This window comes from Arthrobacter sp. 2MCAF15, assembly GCF_052115605.1.
Taxonomy (GTDB): Bacteria; Actinomycetota; Actinomycetes; order Actinomycetales; family Micrococcaceae; genus Arthrobacter.
The window spans coordinates 138800-154574 of sequence record NZ_JBFRGZ010000007.1 but is presented as its reverse complement, the minus strand read 5'-3'; the positions used below and the strand labels follow the sequence as shown (position 1 = coordinate 154574).

The window sequence follows — 15775 nt, the reverse complement described above, 5'->3', positions numbered from 1 at the left end:
CGGCACTCCCGGCGTCACACATTTCCATATTAGTTGACATTTCAACCAATTCTCGGGAAGACTTGATCTTGAGCGCAACCGAAGTCGCGGCGGCACACGGCCGCGGCGCCCCCTACTTACGAAACGGTATTTCCCATGAACCAGCCCGCACTGACCACCTCCGCCCGAACCGTCCTGCGCGTCATCGCGGGCTTCCTGTTCGCCGCCCACGGCTGGCAGAAGTTCTACGAGTTCACCATCCCCGGCACCCAGGCCGCCTTCACCCAGATGGGTGTCCCCGCGGCACAGGTTGCCGCACCGGTGGTCGCGACCCTGGAACTGGCCGGCGGCATCGCCCTGATTCTGGGCGTCCTGACCCGCGTGTTCGCCGTTCTGCTCGCTGTGGACATGCTGGGCGCCCTGTTCCTGGTCCACGCCTCCGCCGGAGTGTTCGCCGCCACCGGCGGCTACGAACTGGTGCTGCTGCTGGCCGCCGCAGCCCTGGCCGTGGCCCTCGTCGGCGCGGGCAAGGTCTCCGTGGACAAGGTGCTGTTCGGCCGCGCCAGCTCCAAGCTCGGCGTCCTGGCCTAGTCCCCCCGCTTCCCCAGGCACACTTCTTCAGCGCACATATTCAGCTACGGCGGGCGGTCACCTTATGGTGGCCGCCCGCCGTCGTACATCATCGGGTTATGGCGGCCCGGACAGCGATTGTGTCGCCGGTCCGCGGCACCTGCCGGGCCCTTCAGTAAACTCACAGCATGAGCGAGAATGCGCCCAATGCCGTGACCCTGCGCTTCCTGGCGGCCCCCACCGATGTCGGCCACAGCGGCTCGGTGGACGCCGGCACCGTGCTCGAGTGGGTGGACAAGGCCGCCTATGCCGCCGCCGTCGGCTGGTCCAAGTCCTACTGCGTGACGGCCTATGTGGGGAATATCCACTTCGCGGACCCCGTCAACAGCGGGGACATGGTGGAGGTCGAGGCCACCATCGTCTATACCGGACGGTCCTCGATGCACATCCGCACGGTCGTGTCCTCGGGCGATCCGAAGGGTGGCCCCGCCACCATGCGCAGCCAGTGCATCGTGATCTTCGTGGCCGTGGGCGCCGACGGCAAGCCCATCCCGGTGCCGCAGTTTGAACCGGTGACGGGCGAAGAAATCGAACAACGGGACAACGCGCTGGCCCGAATCAAGGTCCGCGAGGACATCGTGGAGGCCATGAGCGGCCAGGAATATACCGACGCCGGCACGGCAGAGCAGGTGGTGCTGCGGTTCATGGCGGCGCCGACGGATGTGAACTGGGGCGGCAAGGTCCACGGCGGCATCGTGATGAAATGGATCGATGAGGCCGCCTACGTCTGCGCCTCCCGCTACTGCGGGAAGGACACCGTGGCCGTGTTTTCCGGCGGCGTGCGGTTCTACCGGCCGCTGCTGATCGGCGACGTCGTGGAGGTGGAGGCTCGCCTTGTCTACACCGGCACGAAGGGGATGCACATCGCCGTCCATGTCCGCTCGGGGGACCCCAAGGGGCGCGAACTGAACCTCACCACCTACTGCCTGACCGTCATGGTGGCCCGCGACGAAGCCGGCACCTCGGTCCCGGTTCCGCAGTGGGTGCCGGTCTCCGCCGAGGACAAGCGGCTCCACGCCCACGCCCGCGAACTGCTGGAAATCCGCGGCCGGGCGCCAGGGAACCGGCTGCCCAACCACCTGCTCGCGGCCGGCGAGGGCTAGAAGCCGCCGCCCCCGCCGGCGTCGGCCGCCATGTTGGCGAACCGTGAGTAGTGGCCCTGGAAGGCCACAACAATGTCCTTTGTGGGACCGTTACGGTGCTTGGCGATCAGAATGTCCGCCTCGCCGGCGCGCGGGGACTCCTTGTCGTAGACGTCTTCGCGGTGCAGCAGGATCACCATGTCGGCGTCCTGCTCGATGGAGCCGGACTCGCGCAGGTCCGAGACCATGGGGCGCTTGTCCTGGCGCTGCTCGGAGCCACGGTTCAGCTGCGACAGCGCGATCACGGGGACCTGGAGTTCCTTGGCGAGCAGCTTCAGGGCTCGGGAGAACTCGGAGACCTCCTGCTGGCGGGATTCGACCTTCTTGCCCGAGCTCATGAGCTGCAGGTAGTCCAGGATCACGAGCTTGAGGTCATGCTGCTGCTTGAGCCGCCGGCACTTGGCCCGGATTTCCATCAGCGACATGTTGGGGCTGTCATCGATGAACAGCGGGGCATCGTTCATGCGGCCCATGGTGGTGGCAATCTTGGACCACTGCTCGTCCTTGATGGTGCCCTTGCGGAGGTCCTGGAGACCGATGGTCGCCTCGGCGGACAACAGGCGCATCGCGATCTCGTTGCGGCCCATTTCGAGGGAAAACATGACCGTGGCCAGGTTGTTCTTGATGGCGGCCGAACGGGCGAAGTCGAGGGCGAACGTGGATTTACCGACAGCCGGGCGGGCGGCGATGACGATCATCTGGCCGGGGTGCAGGCCATGGGTCAGCTCATCGAGCTCGTAGAAACCGGTGGGGACGCCCACCATGCCCTCGCCGCGGTGCCCCGAGGCCTCGATCTCGTCCACCGTGGACTCCATGACGTCCTTGAGGACCACATAGTCCTCGGCGGTGCGGCGTTCGGCGACGGCGTAGACCTCGGCCTGGGCCTGGTTGACGAGGTCTTCTACCTCGCCGTCCTGTCCGTAGCCGAGCTGGACAATCTTGGTGCCGGCGTTGACCAGCCTGCGGAGCACGGCCCGTTCGGCCACGATTTCGGCGTAGTAGCCGGCGTTTGCAGCGGTGGGAACGGTCTGGATCAGCTCGTGCAGGTAGGCCGGGCCACCGATCCGGTTGATCTCGCCGCGCTTGGTCAGCTCGTCCGAGACCGTCACGGCGTCCGCGGGCTCGCCACGGCCGTAGAGGTCGATGATCGCCTCGTAGATGGTTTCGTGGGCCGGACGGTAGAAGTCCTGGCCACGCAGGATCTCGACGACGTCGGCAATCGCGTCCTTGGACAGCATCATGCCGCCCAGGACTGACTGCTCCGCGGGAATGTCCTGCGGGGGCTTGCGGCTGCCCTCGGCTCCCCGCGTACCCTCGACTGAGTCCAGATGCGTAACTGACAAAACTGCGTCCTCCATAGTGAGCCGTGGCGGATATCCGTTCGCCGCGGCGCGTAAGCGCTGTGCCTCGAGGCCCAGCCGCTGTGATGCCAAACTGCGTTGATGCTGAACTGCGGTGACACCGACCGGCGGTGGCGCCAAACTGCGGTGATGCTGAACTGCGGTGATGCCCAGCGGCAAACCCGGCGCATGCCGGCCGCTCAATTCTTATCAGTCAGCTCCGACAGTTCCCGCCGGTCCGCCGCACCGCCGTTATCCACAGCGCTGGTGAGGCTGCAGAGCCACCGGGATCCGGGGGCGGGTTCCTTGCGGGCACCACCCGGCAGCCACAGGATTTTCCGCTTCCAAGGCCCGATACCCTGCAACGTTATCCGCCGATCGGGCAGGCACCAACCCGGCCACCCCACTCCCCTGTGGATAACCTGTGCACTACTGCCGGATGCTTGTGCACAGTCTGTGGGTAGGGCTGTGGATAGAAAAAAACTTGTGTCCGCAATCCGCCCTTGACCTGCAGAAACATTGGATTCATGTTGTGGACACAAAAGATTTTCCACCAAGCTTCATCCACAGCCTGTACCTTGCGGCTGGGGATTCAGCACCGCACCGCAGGCCATATTTGCCGCCCAATGCACGAATTTTGTGGCCGGACTCACGCCGCAGCGCCGAATTGACGCCGGCCGCGGAGGCACTGTACGTGCGGTGCGGAATATGCTGTGGATAACCGCAATCTGGCATAAGCTCTAAGCATGGCCGATGTACTGATAGTCATGTTGCCTGCCCTCATTCTGACGGCGGTGCTCTGGGCGATGGTCACGGCACTGAAACCGCGGAATTTCGGCATTTCCGACGCAGAGCGCTACCAGCGGGAACTGGCGGTGAAGTCACAGGCGCACTACTCGGCGCAGGTCCAGGCTGCGGTTGCTGCCCGCGCCAAGATCGAAGCGACCACCCGTCCTAGCCAGAACTCCGCGCAGCAGTCACAACAGGCCGACCACGCCCGCTCCGCCCTGCTGGCCCACAGCGCCGCGACCTTTGCCGGGGCCCGCCCCGGCCACCAGGACACCCTGCTCGCCTTCGGACAGCTCAGCCCCCAACTCTTCCTGGAGCTTCAGTCGATGGCCCGCAGCGGCCACAAGATCAAGGCCACGCGGATGCTGCAGCAGGCGACGCACTCGGACCACAAGACCGCCAAGAATTACGTAGAACGGCTCTAGCGCATGGATTCGCTGCTCATTCCCGTACTGATCCTGGTCCTAGTGGCCGCAGGGGTGCTGATAGGGGTCCGGGCCTGGAGCCGCCGCGGCGAACGCCCCACGCCCTCGTCCATGCCGCAGCCGGCGCCCGACTCCGCCGACCTGGCCCGCGCCGCGGCCGCCAGGCTCAACGAGGAGCAGCACCGGCGGCTTTACGCACTGATAGCCCAGGGGCAGGCCATGGCCGCCATCAAGGTGTACCTCGAGGCCACCGGTGAGGGCCTCCGGGCGTCCCGCGACGCCGTCGCGGCCCTGGCGGCGCACCCCCAGCCCTACCGGGCCCCCGAGGCCGCACCGGAAGCCGTTGCGGACGAGGAGGACGTGCCGCAGCGGTTCCCGTACCGCTACCGCGCCATCGCCAGCAAGGGAGATGTCACGCGCGAGGTGAGCAGCAATATGCTCAATGATGAGATTTACGGCAGGATCCGCACTCTCGCCAAGAGCGGCGACACCGAGGCCGCAGCGACGGCCCTGACCCGCCACTCGGATATTTCCATGAAGCAGGCCAGGGAATTCATCGCCCTGCTCGGCGACTGAGCACGACTCCCGTTCCGGCGCTACCGCGTACCCGAGATGCCGGCGAGCAATTGCTCAAACGGCAGCGACTCCAGGGGCGCCGGCTTCTGCTGCGGCCCTGAGTCCTGCAGCAGGCTGACAAACTCCCCCGCTGCCCGGTCCACCCGCGCCGAGAGCGGCGAGCCGCCGTCGTCGTTGTTGCCCCAGTCCTGGGGCCCGGCGAAAACAGCGGTGGCCGCGATCCTGGTGCGCAGGTAGGTGAAAAGCGGCCGCATCGCAAAGTCCAGCACCATCTGGTGCCGGTCCGTGCCCGCGGTGGCGCCCAGCATGACCGCCTTGCCCTCCAGCGACTTGGGATCGAGGACATCGATGAAGGATTTGAAAAGCCCGCTGTAGGAGGCGCTGAACACGGGGCTGACGGCGATGATGCCGTCGGAGGCATGGACGCCGGCGATCACTTCGGCCAGCCGCGGAGCCGCATAGCCGGTTACGAAGTTGTTGGCGATGTCCACGGCGAGGTCCCGGAGTTCCACGACCTCGACATCGGCGGCGTAGCCCGCCGCGGCAAGCTGCCGCTCGGCAGACGCCGCCAGCTGGTCGGCCAGCAGACGGCTCGACGACGGGACGCCCAGTCCGGCGGAGATAACGGTGATACGGCGGGTTTCCACGGAGTGCTCCTAAGTTGAATCCAGGTCAGCAACGCTAATACATGCGTTTGCATCTACCCTTTCAAGGGCCCGAGGCGTGGATTTATTCCCGGGCTTTCGCTCCCCCACAGGCCGCGCCGACTGACAGGGATTCCGCGCTCTGGAAGACTGCCCTCATGGCTGAAAACAAAACGCAGGCAACCGGCGCGTCTGTCGAGGAGTTCCTGGCCGCCGTCGAGCACCCGGTCCGGCGCGGCGACGGGCTGCGGCTGCTCACGCTGATGTCCGGAATCACGGGGGAAGCGGCGGAAATGTGGGGCCCAACCATCGTGGGCTTCGGCCGCTACCACTACAAGTACGCGAGCGGAAGGGAAGGTGATGCCCCTGCGATCGGATTATCGCCCAGGAAATCCAGCCTGTCGCTCTACGGGCTCACCGACGGGCCGGAGGCTAACGATCTGCTCGGCCGGCTGGGCAAGCACAAGCTCGGTGCCGGCTGCCTGTACGTCAACAAACTCGACGACGTCGACGAGGCCGTGCTGGCGGATCTGATCCGGCACGGCTATCGGCACGTCACCACGGTGCTGCACCACGGCTAAGGCGAATCCGCCCCGCGTGACAGTTAAAGCGGAAGTTAAAGCGGAAGGCCCCCGCCTTCGGTCCCTCAAAGGGGTCCGGAGGCGGGGGCCTTCCAGCAGTTCAGGACTGCCTGGCCGGTGAGGCCGGGAGTCGAAAGACTACTTGCCTGCGACGACGTCGAGTTCGATCACAGCGGAAACGTCGTCGTGCAGACGGACGTTTGCCTGGTAGGAACCGGTCGACTTGATGTGTGCCGGCAGTTCAACCTTGCGCTTGTCGATGCGGCCCAGGCCAGCGGCCTCAACAGCGTCGGCCACGTCGCCCTGCTTGACGGTGCCGAACAGGCGTCCGGTTGCGCCAGCCTTGACGACCAGCTTGACCGGCTTGGCGGAGAGTGCAGCAGCCTGCTTCTGAGCGTCTTCCAGGGAAGCGTGCTCGCGGGCAACGCGGGCAGCCTTGATGGACTCAACCTGCTTCTCGCCACCCTTGGACCAGGTCAGGGCGAAGTTGCGGGGCAGCAGGTAGTTACGTGCGTAACCGTCCTTGACCTCGACAACGTCGCCAGCAGCACCGAGACCGGTTACTTCGTGGGTCAGAATGAGCTTTGCCATTTTAGTTAATCCCTTCCCTTAACCGCGGCCAGCGCCGGAGTAGGGCAGCAGAGCAACTTCGCGGGCGTTCTTGATTGCCTGGGCGATCTTGCGCTGTTCCTGCACCGTGACGCCAGTGACGCGACGGGCGCGGATCTTTCCGCGGTCGGAGATGAACTTGCGCAGCAATGCTACGTCCTTGTAGTCGATGACAGTGATGTCAGCGGCCTTCAAGGGGTTGGACTTTGGTTTGGGCTTACGGAGTTCAGCCTTAGCCATCGTGGAGCTCCTATTCGATGGAGCCCGTGGATATTGATCCACGGGATGGTGGTGATCCGGCGCGGTCTGCACCCGGGCGCCTTGCGGCGTCCCGGCGGTTTTCGTTGCCGGACCTTAGATGTTGTTTAGAAGGGAGGTTCGGAATCCGGGCCGTTGCCCCAGCCGCCGCCCGCATTGCTGACCCCGGGCGTGGCCCACGGGTCTTCCTGCGCGGCGGGCTGGTTGCCGCCCCATTGTCCGCCGGTGTTGCCGCCCTGGTTTGCACCCTGGCCGCCACCGAAGCCACCGCTGTTGCCGCCGCCGAAGCCACCCTGTCCACCCTGACCGCCGGAGCGCTGGGTGCGGTTGACCTTGGCATTGGCGTACCGCAGGCTCGGGCCGATCTCGTCGACCTCGAGCTCGATAACGGTGCGCTTCTCGCCTTCTTTTGTTTCGTAGGAACGGCTCTTCAGGCGGCCGGAGACGATCACGCGCATGCCCTTGGTCAGGGATTCGGCGACGTTTTCGGCTGCTTCGCGCCAGACCGACGCGCGGAGGAACAGGGTTTCCCCGTCCTTCCACTCATTGGACTGCCGGTCGAAGGTGCGGGGAGTAGAAGCGATGGTGAAATTCGCTACGGCCGAACCGGACGGTGTGAACCTGAGTTCGGGGTCATTGGTGAGGTTACCGACAACCGTGATAGTGGTTTCGCCTGCCATCTACTGCCTCCTTGTGCGTTCCTGCGGGGATAAAGATTGAAGGTTGATCGCTGAATTACTCAGCAACAACTTTCTGCTCTTCGGGGCGGGTGATCTTGGTGCGCATGATGGTCTCGTTGAGACTCAGCTGGCGGTCAAGTTCCTTGGCGGTAGCCGGCTCAGCGGTGAAGTTCACCACGGCGTAGATACCTTCGGACTTCTTCTGGATTTCGTAAGCCAGGCGACGACGGCCCCAGATGTCAACCTTTTCGATGGTTCCACCATCGTTGGTGATGACGTTCAGGAACTTCTGAAGCGACGGCTCAACGGCACGCTCTTCGACCTCGGGGTCGATGATTACCATCAATTCGTAAGGACGCATATGTGAACCCACCTCCTTTGGGCTAAGCGGTTACGGCATTTCCGTAACAGGAGGTTCATTTGCGGTGCCATGCAATGCCCGGCCACCGGATCGGAGGCAGGGCGCAGCACAGACTTCAATAGCTTAGTGCATCCGCGCCGGTTTCGGCGATTCCGTGCCCCCACCGTACGGCCCTGCGGCCAGGCCCGGAAGAGTACCGGAGGGGCATGTGGATAACCGTTGCGGCGGTTGCCGCCGTCGGCATGCCATGATCAGGGAATGAACACCGGATCCCCGCACCGAGGTGCTGTGCGCACCAGGAAGAGCCGCCTGCGTTTCGCCGTCATGCTGCTGGCGGGGTTGCTTGCCGCGACCGCAGCCGGAGTGGCGGGGCACTGGGTACAGGCTCCCACGATTGGCTGGTGCGGGGCTGCCCTGACCTACATCGTCTGGGTCTGGCTGGTCATCGGGGGCCTCGATCCGGCAGATACACGGCTGCACGCCACAGCGGAGGATCCATCCCGGAGCACCACGGACCTGCTCATTCTGGGGGCAAATGTGGCCAGCCTGGGCGCGGCAGCGGCGGTCATCGTGGATTCCCACAACAACACCGACTTCGTGTCCCGGATCGGGGGCGGCCTGCTCGCGGTGGTCTCGGTGGCACTGTCCTGGACGCTCGTCCAGACCCTCTTCACACTGCGCTATGCCGAGCTGTACTACGGCACGGGACGGAAAGCAGGCTCCGCGGTGGGCGGCATCGACTTCAACCAGACCCGGCCGCCGCAGTACACCGACTTCGCGTACCTGGCCACAAGCCTTGGCATGACATACCAGGTTTCAGACACCGCCCTCAAGAACCATGGCATCCGGGCAGAGGCGCTCAAGCACAGCCTGCTGTCCTACCTCTTTGGGACAATCATCCTGGCTACCACCATCAACCTCGTGGTCGGGGTCGCCGCGTAGTCCGTACCGGGACCTTACGCCGCCGTCCGGAAAAACGTCCGCGTCACCGTGGCCAGCCGGTGCGGGTCCTGGACGCCGCAAAGCTCGCGCGCCGAGTGCATCGAGAGCAGGGGAACACCGACGTCGACCGTCCGGATTCCCAGTCGGGTGGCGGTCAGCGGGCCGATCGTCGAGCCGCACGGCATCACGTTGTTGGAGACGAATTCCTGGTACGGAATCCCGGCGTCGGTGCACAGCCGCGCCCAGAGGGCGGCGCCGGTGGCGTCGGTCGCGTAGCGCTGGTTGGCATTGATTTTCAGCAGCGGCCCGCCGTTGAGGACGGGCCGGTTGGCCGGATCGTGCCGTTCCGGATAGTTCGGGTGCACGGCATGGCCCGCGTCCGCCGAGACGCAGAACGACGCCGCGAAGGCCTGCCGCCGCTGGCTGGCCGAGGCACCGAGCCCGTCGGAGATCCGCACCAGGACGTCCTCGAGGATGGGTCCGCACGCGCCGGAACGGGATGCTGAGCCGATTTCCTCGTGGTCGAAGGCGGCCAGCACGGCGATGGGTGCACCGTCCGGCAGCGGCGTGCCGGCGTGGGCGATCAGCGCCGTGAGCCCGGCGTGGGTCGCGGAGAGGTTGTCGAGCCGGCCGGAGGCAAAGAATTCGCCCCGCGCGCCGAAGACCGCCGGGGCCTGGGTGTCCGCGATGACGACGTCGTACCCGCCGATCTGGGCCGGATCCACGGTGGCACCGGCGACCCGGTCCGCGAGGAGCCCGAGGAGGTCCTCGCCGGCGGGATCGCCCAGGCCATAGACTGGATTCATGTGCTGCTGCTTGTCCAGGGCCAGGCCCTCGTTCACGGCCCGGTCCAGGTGGATGGCGAGCTGCGGGAAGCGCAGCAGCGGGCCCGTGGCCGTCAGGTGCTGCGTGCCGTCGCGCATGACCAGGCGGCCGGCGAGCTGGAGTTCGCGGTCCAGCCAGGAGTTCAGGAGCGGTCCGCCATAGACCTCGACGCCGGCCTGCAGCCAGCCGAACTTGCCCGTTGTGGGCTTCGGCTTGAGTTTGAAGGACGGCGAATCCGTGTGCGCGCCCAGGATGTTGAAGCCGGTGGTCGGGCCGGCGCCGGCAGGCACCACCCAGGCGATGAGGGCGCCGTCGCGGATCACGTAGAACTTGCCGGCCGTGGCGGCTCCGGCGGCTCCGGGTTCCGGCCACGCGTGCAGTTCATCCAGGCCCGTAAAGTCCGCAGCATCCAGCCGGCGCGCGGCCTCGTGGACGGCGTGGAAGCTCGACGGCGACGCGCTGACATACGCGCCGAGGTCCTGGATGTGCTCTGCTGCGGTGCTCGGTGTTGGCATGGCTCCGAGTCTAGCCCGGCCCGCACCCGGCCCCGGGGTGCGCCGGACACGCCGCTGTGCCAAGGCCGTGCCGCCGCCGCCGGGCCGGCTCCGCCGCTGTGGCTCGGATCCGCCGCTGTGGCTAGACGGTGACGTTGAGACCTGCGGTGTAGCCCGCGGTTACCGAGCCGCTCATGGCGGCCAGCTGGTAGATGCCGCCGTCGTCGCCGAAGACGTTGTCGGATTTCAGTGTGGTTCGGGGGAAGTTCTGGGCACTAGTTTCGTAGCCGGCCGACGCGTAGACCTCCTTGCAGGCCGCCTCGGTCAGCGCGATCTGGGACACGGCCAGGACCTGGCCGGCCGCCGTCGCATTGCTCATGGACTCGAAGACTTCAAAGTGGATGTGCGGCCAGCGGCCGCTGTATGCCCCGGGGTAGATGGTTTTGAACGTGACCTGCCCGTTGGCGTCTGCCTCCTGGACGCCGCGGAGGTAGTTCTCGTTCTGGAGCCCGGAATCGTACATGGAGTATTTGCCGTCGCGGTCGCAGTGCCAGGCGTAGACGGCGGCTCCGGCCAGCGGCGTGCAGCCGTTGGCGTTGTCGAGCAGGGTCAGTGTGACCGTCAGCGGCACGCCCTCGGCGGTGCTGGTGGCGGTGCCGAAGCTGGAGGTGATGTCCTGGCGGACCACCCCGGAGGCCTCCAGGACATTGGGGCCGTTGGAACCGTCGCCAGGGTAGGGACCCGCGGTTTCCTGAGGGATTTCTGCGCCGCATTCGGCGATCGCACGGGTCAGCGTCGGAGTGGACGAGGCCGACGGCGTTGCTGCCGCCGCGGCCGACGTCGCCGGAGCTGTGGCCGCCGAAGCCTCGGCGGACGAGGCCGACGTCGAACTGCCGCTGGTGCCGGCCGGGCTGCAGGCTGCCAGGGCGGCTGCGGTTCCCGCGCCCAGGAACATGCCCAGCGAGCGGCGGCTCATGAGCGTGGAGAGGTCGAACTCCAGGCCGCGGTCGTGGTTGGGATGCTGCTCGTGCGGGGGCTGGGGCGTTTTTGTCATGGTCCCATGGAACCCGGCGGCACTATGGGCTGGCTAGCCCTTTCCTGTGAAGCGGCTGTGGCCTTGCTGGACATGCCCCTTTGCCAGCGCAGCGACCGGACATGCCCCTTGGTGCGCACGGACATGCCCTCCCCAGGTTCCAGGGACTGGACATGATGGCATTATGTCCAGCCTTGGTTTCCGAGCGAGGGCATGTCCGGATTTCATTCCTCAGAAATTGCTCTCCGCCTGCGGCAAAGTCCGGACAGGTCCCGCGTCGGCAAGGCTGGACATGCGCTCTCCACGACCCCGGGAAGGGATATGTCCCCTGGTGCACCGGACATGCGCTCCCCTGGGCCCCAAGAAGGGACATGTCCCCTGATGCGCACGGACATGCCCTCGCCACGTGCCAGGGAATGGACATGATGGCATTATGTCCACTCTTCAGATCCGGGGGAGGGCATGTCCAGTGGTGAGGTGGTGCTGGGGTGGGTGCTCCGGTGAACTGGCGGCTTACGACACCGGGCGGGCACCCACCGTGGCGTCCTCAGCGTCAACCACCTGGGCTTCGGCGCCAATCACCGCAGCATCCCCGGCAGGGGTCCCGGCGGCACCAGTGGCGTCACCGGCTGCGGGAACGGCGGCCTGGGCGCCGTTCCTGCGGTATCGGAAGACTCCGATTCCCACCACGACGGCGGCGAGGGCGAGCGAGAGCAGCAGCGATTCGCGGGTGGATTCCAGGATCACCATGCCGATCAGGAGGGCGACGATGCTGACGATGGACAACCAGGTCAGGTACGGGAAGAGCCACATTTTCAGCTGGAGGTCCTTGGCGGCGGCGCCCATGCGGCGGCGCAGGATCAGCTGGGAGGAGGCGATCACGAGCCAGACGAACAGCGCGATGGCGCCGGAGGTGTTGACCAGGAACAGGAAGACCGTGTCCGGGGCGATGTAGTTCAGGCCCACGGTGACGAAGCCGACCACCGTGGAGGCCAGCACTGCAGCTGCAGGCACGCCGCGCTTGGAAATCCGCATCCATGACTTGGGGGCGTCGCCGCGGCGGGAGAGCGAGAAGAGCATGCGGCTGGCGGTGTAGAGGCCCGAGTTCAGGCAGGAGAGCACCGAGGTCAGGACCACGACGTCCATGATGGTTCCGGCGCCGGGGATGCCGAACAGTTCGATGACCGCAACGTAGGGGCTCTTGGCGACGGACGCGGAGTTCCAGGGCAGCAGGGTGACCACAATGGCGATGGAGCCGATGTAGAAGACGAGGATGCGCCAGACGGTGGACTTCACGGCCTTCTTGACGGCATCAACCGGGTTCTCGGATTCGCCGGCGGCGATGGTGGCGATTTCCGCCCCGAAGAAGGAGAACACGACCACGAGGATGCCGGCCAGGACGGCGCCCGGGCCGTTGGGCATGAACCCGCCGTTGCCGATCAGATTGTCCAGTCCGGGGGCCGGAACACCGGGGATGAAGCCGAGGATCGCGGCGACACCGAAGAGCAGGAAGAGCACGATTGCCGCGACCTTGATGGAAGCGAACCAGAACTCGAACTCACCGTAGGACTTCACGGACCCGAGGTTGGTCAGCGTCAGCAGCACCATCAGGGCAAGCGCCCACACCCACTGGTCGATGCCCGGAACCCAGCGGTGCATGATGGCCGCCCCTGCCGTGGCCTCGATGCCAAGGACGATGATCCAGAACCAGGCGTAGAGCCAGCCGATGCTGAACCCTGYCCAGCGGCCCAGCGCCTTGTCCGCGTACGTGGAAAACGAGCCGGTTTCCGGGTTGGCCGCAGCCATCTCGCCCAACATCCGCATGACGAGGATGACGACTAGACCCGCCGCGGCGTAGGCCACCAGGATGCCCGGGCCGGCCTGCTGGATCGCCGCACCCGAACCGACAAACAGTCCGGCGCCGATTACACCGGCGATGGCGATCATGGACAGGTGCCTGGGTTTCAGGGATTTTGAGAGCTGTTGGTCAGCGGGCATGGAAGCGCCGTCCTTCGTGGGGGGTTCAGGCCCGCTCGTTGCCGGCACGGAATCGAACCCATGCTGTGCGGCGGACCACAGTGTCGTTTCACACTAGACCGCCCGGCGCACGCTCCGTCTTGTGCAATCCCACAAATGACGGCGGGCAGGACCGGGCCATTCCCCAACAAAAGAGCCTCCAAGGCAACCAAAGTTGCCCCATTGGCAATTCGGCAATGTGCCTGAAACCACTGCTTCAGGCACTACCCGCCGGTAACCGTTCGGCACCGCCGGCAGGCAGCCCCCGTCAGTAGTCCGCGTTGCTCGGCACCACCAGGCCGGTCTCGTACGCGTAGACGACGGCCTGGACGCGGTCCCGGAGGTGGAGCTTGGTCAGGATCCGGCGCACGTGCGTCTTGACCGTGGCCTCGGACAGGAAGTACCTGTGCGCGATTTCGGCGTTGGAGAGCCCCTCCGCCAGCGCTCCGAGCATCTCGTTTTCGCGGGGCGTCAGGTCTTCCAGCAAGGGATCCCGCGCGGGCCGTGCCGGGCTGCCGGCCGGCTGGCCGCCGTCGTCCGCCCCATCACCCTGACCGCCGGTGCGCTGACCGCCGCCGCCCGCCCCGGAAGGGCCGGCATCCCCGGCAGGACCGGTACCCCCGGAAGGATCCACCGCCCCGGCACCCCGGACGTAGGTCTCCAGCAGCCGCTGCGTAACCCGGGGCGCCACAACGGCGTCACCGCTGGCCACAACCCGCACCGCGCTGATCAGTTCCGCCGGCGCCACGTCCTTGAGCAGGAAGGCCGAGGCCCCCGCCCGCAGCCCCGCAAAGGCGTATTCATCAAGGTCAAAGGTGGTCAGGATGATGATCTTGGCGTCGGAGCCCGAGTCCGCGATGGCCCGGGTGGCCTCGATCCCGTCCAGGACGGGCATCCGCACATCCATCAGGACGACGTCGGGCGCGAGCTCCCGGGCGTACCGGACCGCTTCGGCGCCGTTGGATGCCTCGCCCACGATGCACAAATCATCTTCACCCTCCAAGATGAGGCGGAACCCCATCCGGAGCAGCGGCTGGTCATCCACCAGCAGAACGCGAACCGGTCCTTTGTCGACCATAGTCCCCCCTTGTTTCGGTTGCATTGTCCCCGTTGCAGTTCAGTTCCGCACGCACCCGCCAGCCCCGGTCGCCGGCGCGCCCGGCGTGCACGGTGCCTGCGTAGATCCTGGCCCGCTCCCGCATCCCGTCGATTCCGTGCCCGGTGCCGAGCGAATCCAGGGAGTCGGTCTTGCCTTGCGGGCCGGCGCCGTGACCGCCGGGATCAACTGTGCCCCGGCCGTCGTCGACCACTTCGATGACCACGCTGGAACCGTCGCGGGCAATGCTGACATCCACCCGGCTGAGCGCACGGCCGTAGCGCAGCACGTTGGTCAGCGATTCCTGCACGATCCTGTACACGGTCAGCTGGAACGCCGCATCCCCGGGCAGCGACGGGCCGGTGTGGGTGTAGTGCAGCGGCAGTCCTGCGGTGCGAAAACCCTCGAGCAGCGTGGCCAGTCCGTCTCCGGCCACCAGCGGCTCGCGCGGGGCGTTTCCCGCGGCAGAATCCTCGCGGAGCACGCCCAGGACGCGCCGCATGTCGGCCAGAGCCGTGCGTCCCGTCCGGGAGAGTTCCTCGAGGACGCCGGCGGCGCGCGCGGGATCCTTCTTGAGGACGACGGCGGCGCCATCGGACAGGCTGATCATGACCGTCAGGGAGTGGGCCACGACGTCGTGCATTTCACGGGCGATCCGGTTCCGTTCGGTGACTGAGCCCAGCTGCTGGGCCCGGGCGGCCCATGCGGCAATCTCCTGCTCATGCTCGCGGCGCTGCCGGACCGAAATTCCGATCCCCGTGGCAATCACGTTGGAAAGGGTGATGCCGATGCCGGCGGCGATGCTGGTGATCAGCTGGAAATTCTCCGGCGTGCGGACTGCCATGTCCGGGAGCCGCCCATCCAGCGGGCCCACGGCCAGCAGGAAGTATACGAGGACCAGCGGGGCGGTGGTCAGGGCCAGGGCCGTCAGGGCGAACCGCCGCGAGCGGACCACGGCGACGGCGTACAGCGAGAACCAGAGCCCGGCGGAGACGTTGGATCCCCAGGGGTGCAGGAACGTGACGGCCAGTTCCAGTACCCCCACGGCCGCCACCACCCGTACGGGATAGGCCCGCCGGAAGAGCAGGACGGGTGCGGCCGCCGCAAGAAGTACGGCCACCGGCCAGTCGCCGTGGGTGACCGACTCTACCGCGGTGGGCGTGACCAGGAGCAGGTAGCAGAGCACCACCAGGACATCCATGACCCGCGGGTTGGCCAGCAGGTAGCGCCGGAGCCGGCCGCGGCGGCGTGCGGTGAGTTCGGCAAGGAACGCGTCAGCCGAACCGGCTGACGCGTCCCTTACAGACACAGCATCAATCATGCTCCGAGCCTAGGCGCTGGGCGCGTGGCGCCGG

At 66.4% G+C, this 15775-nt stretch carries 17 protein-coding genes; 6 read left to right on the top strand and 11 right to left on the bottom strand.

Annotation, left to right across the window (positions count from 1 at the left end):
* Positions 1–135 precede the first annotated feature (135 nt).
* Both AB4089_RS10425 and AB4089_RS10420 read left to right on the top strand, forming a co-directional pair.
* Positions 136–570, top strand: a complete 435-nt coding sequence (locus tag AB4089_RS10425; protein WP_441409205.1) for a DoxX family protein — start codon at positions 136–138, stop codon at positions 568–570.
* Between the two features lie 167 nt (positions 571–737).
* Positions 738–1712, top strand: coding sequence for an acyl-CoA thioesterase (locus AB4089_RS10420; protein ID WP_441409204.1), 975 nt, complete (start codon positions 738–740; stop codon positions 1710–1712).
* On the opposite strand, the gene dnaB is transcribed toward AB4089_RS10420, so the two are convergent.
* The gene (dnaB, locus tag AB4089_RS10415; protein WP_390201354.1) at positions 1709–3094 is read right to left on the bottom strand and encodes a replicative DNA helicase; all 1386 of its coding nucleotides are present in this window, start codon (positions 3092–3094) and stop codon (positions 1709–1711) included. The genes AB4089_RS10420 and dnaB overlap by 4 nt on opposite strands.
* Before the next feature lie 743 nt (positions 3095–3837).
* On the opposite strand from dnaB, the gene AB4089_RS10410 reads away from it, so the two are divergent.
* Both AB4089_RS10410 and AB4089_RS10405 read left to right on the top strand, forming a co-directional pair.
* Positions 3838–4305 (top strand): hypothetical protein, encoded by a 468-nt coding sequence (locus AB4089_RS10410; RefSeq protein WP_441409203.1) that lies wholly within the window; start codon positions 3838–3840, stop codon positions 4303–4305.
* A gap of 3 nt (positions 4306–4308) precedes the next feature.
* Positions 4309–4881 (top strand): hypothetical protein, encoded by a 573-nt coding sequence (locus tag AB4089_RS10405; protein WP_441409202.1) that lies wholly within the window; start codon positions 4309–4311, stop codon positions 4879–4881.
* A 20-nt stretch (positions 4882–4901) separates the two neighbouring features.
* Here the strand turns inward: AB4089_RS10405 and AB4089_RS10400 are convergent, their stop codons facing one another.
* Positions 4902–5528 (bottom strand): FMN reductase, encoded by a 627-nt coding sequence (locus tag AB4089_RS10400; RefSeq protein WP_441409201.1) that lies wholly within the window; start codon positions 5526–5528, stop codon positions 4902–4904.
* A gap of 155 nt (positions 5529–5683) precedes the next feature.
* Here AB4089_RS10400 and AB4089_RS10395 point away from each other — a divergent pair, with 155 nt between their 5' ends.
* Entirely contained in the window at positions 5684–6106 is a 423-nt protein-coding gene (locus tag AB4089_RS10395) for a DUF1801 domain-containing protein (RefSeq protein WP_441409200.1), read from the top strand.
* A gap of 138 nt (positions 6107–6244) precedes the next feature.
* On the opposite strand, the gene rplI is transcribed toward AB4089_RS10395, so the two are convergent.
* The 4 genes from rplI to rpsF all read right to left on the bottom strand — a co-directional run bounded on the left by rplI (position 6245) and on the right by rpsF (position 8014).
* The gene (gene rplI / locus AB4089_RS10390) at positions 6245–6697 is read right to left on the bottom strand and encodes a 50S ribosomal protein L9 (protein ID WP_018775331.1); all 453 of its coding nucleotides are present in this window, start codon (positions 6695–6697) and stop codon (positions 6245–6247) included.
* Between the two features lie 18 nt (positions 6698–6715).
* Positions 6716–6955: a 30S ribosomal protein S18 gene (gene rpsR, locus AB4089_RS10385; protein ID WP_003800144.1), complete on the bottom strand. Its 240-nt coding sequence runs from the start codon at positions 6953–6955 to the stop codon at positions 6716–6718.
* 125 nt (positions 6956–7080) lie between these two features.
* Positions 7081–7653, bottom strand: coding sequence for a single-stranded DNA-binding protein (locus tag AB4089_RS10380; RefSeq protein WP_390201359.1), 573 nt, complete (start codon positions 7651–7653; stop codon positions 7081–7083).
* Between the two features lie 55 nt (positions 7654–7708).
* Positions 7709–8014 carry a 30S ribosomal protein S6 gene (gene rpsF / locus AB4089_RS10375; protein ID WP_026266755.1) on the bottom strand — a complete coding sequence of 102 codons (306 nt, stop codon included), beginning with the start codon at positions 8012–8014 and terminating at the stop codon, positions 7709–7711.
* Positions 8015–8272: 258 nt separating this feature from the next.
* Here rpsF and AB4089_RS10370 point away from each other — a divergent pair, with 258 nt between their 5' ends.
* Positions 8273–8956, top strand: coding sequence for a DUF1345 domain-containing protein (locus tag AB4089_RS10370; protein ID WP_441409199.1), 684 nt, complete (start codon positions 8273–8275; stop codon positions 8954–8956).
* 14 nt (positions 8957–8970) lie between these two features.
* Here AB4089_RS10370 and AB4089_RS10365 read toward each other — a convergent pair whose 3' ends face one another.
* From AB4089_RS10365 to AB4089_RS10345, 5 genes are all read right to left on the bottom strand, one after another.
* Complete coding sequence (locus AB4089_RS10365) at positions 8971–10296, bottom strand: M18 family aminopeptidase (protein ID WP_441409198.1); 1326 nt, start codon at positions 10294–10296, stop codon at positions 8971–8973.
* A gap of 121 nt (positions 10297–10417) precedes the next feature.
* Positions 10418–11329, bottom strand: coding sequence for an intradiol ring-cleavage dioxygenase (locus AB4089_RS10360; protein WP_441409197.1), 912 nt, complete (start codon positions 11327–11329; stop codon positions 10418–10420).
* Between the two features lie 492 nt (positions 11330–11821).
* Positions 11822–13306, bottom strand: coding sequence for an amino acid permease (locus AB4089_RS10355; protein ID WP_441409196.1), 1485 nt, complete (start codon positions 13304–13306; stop codon positions 11822–11824).
* A gap of 286 nt (positions 13307–13592) precedes the next feature.
* Positions 13593–14402 carry a response regulator gene (locus AB4089_RS10350; RefSeq protein ID WP_441409195.1) on the bottom strand — a complete coding sequence of 270 codons (810 nt, stop codon included), beginning with the start codon at positions 14400–14402 and terminating at the stop codon, positions 13593–13595.
* The gene (locus tag AB4089_RS10345; protein ID WP_441409194.1) at positions 14362–15741 is read right to left on the bottom strand and encodes a sensor histidine kinase; all 1380 of its coding nucleotides are present in this window, start codon (positions 15739–15741) and stop codon (positions 14362–14364) included. Before AB4089_RS10345 ends, AB4089_RS10350 begins: the two co-directional genes overlap by 41 nt.
* Positions 15742–15775: the final 34 nt, after the last annotated feature.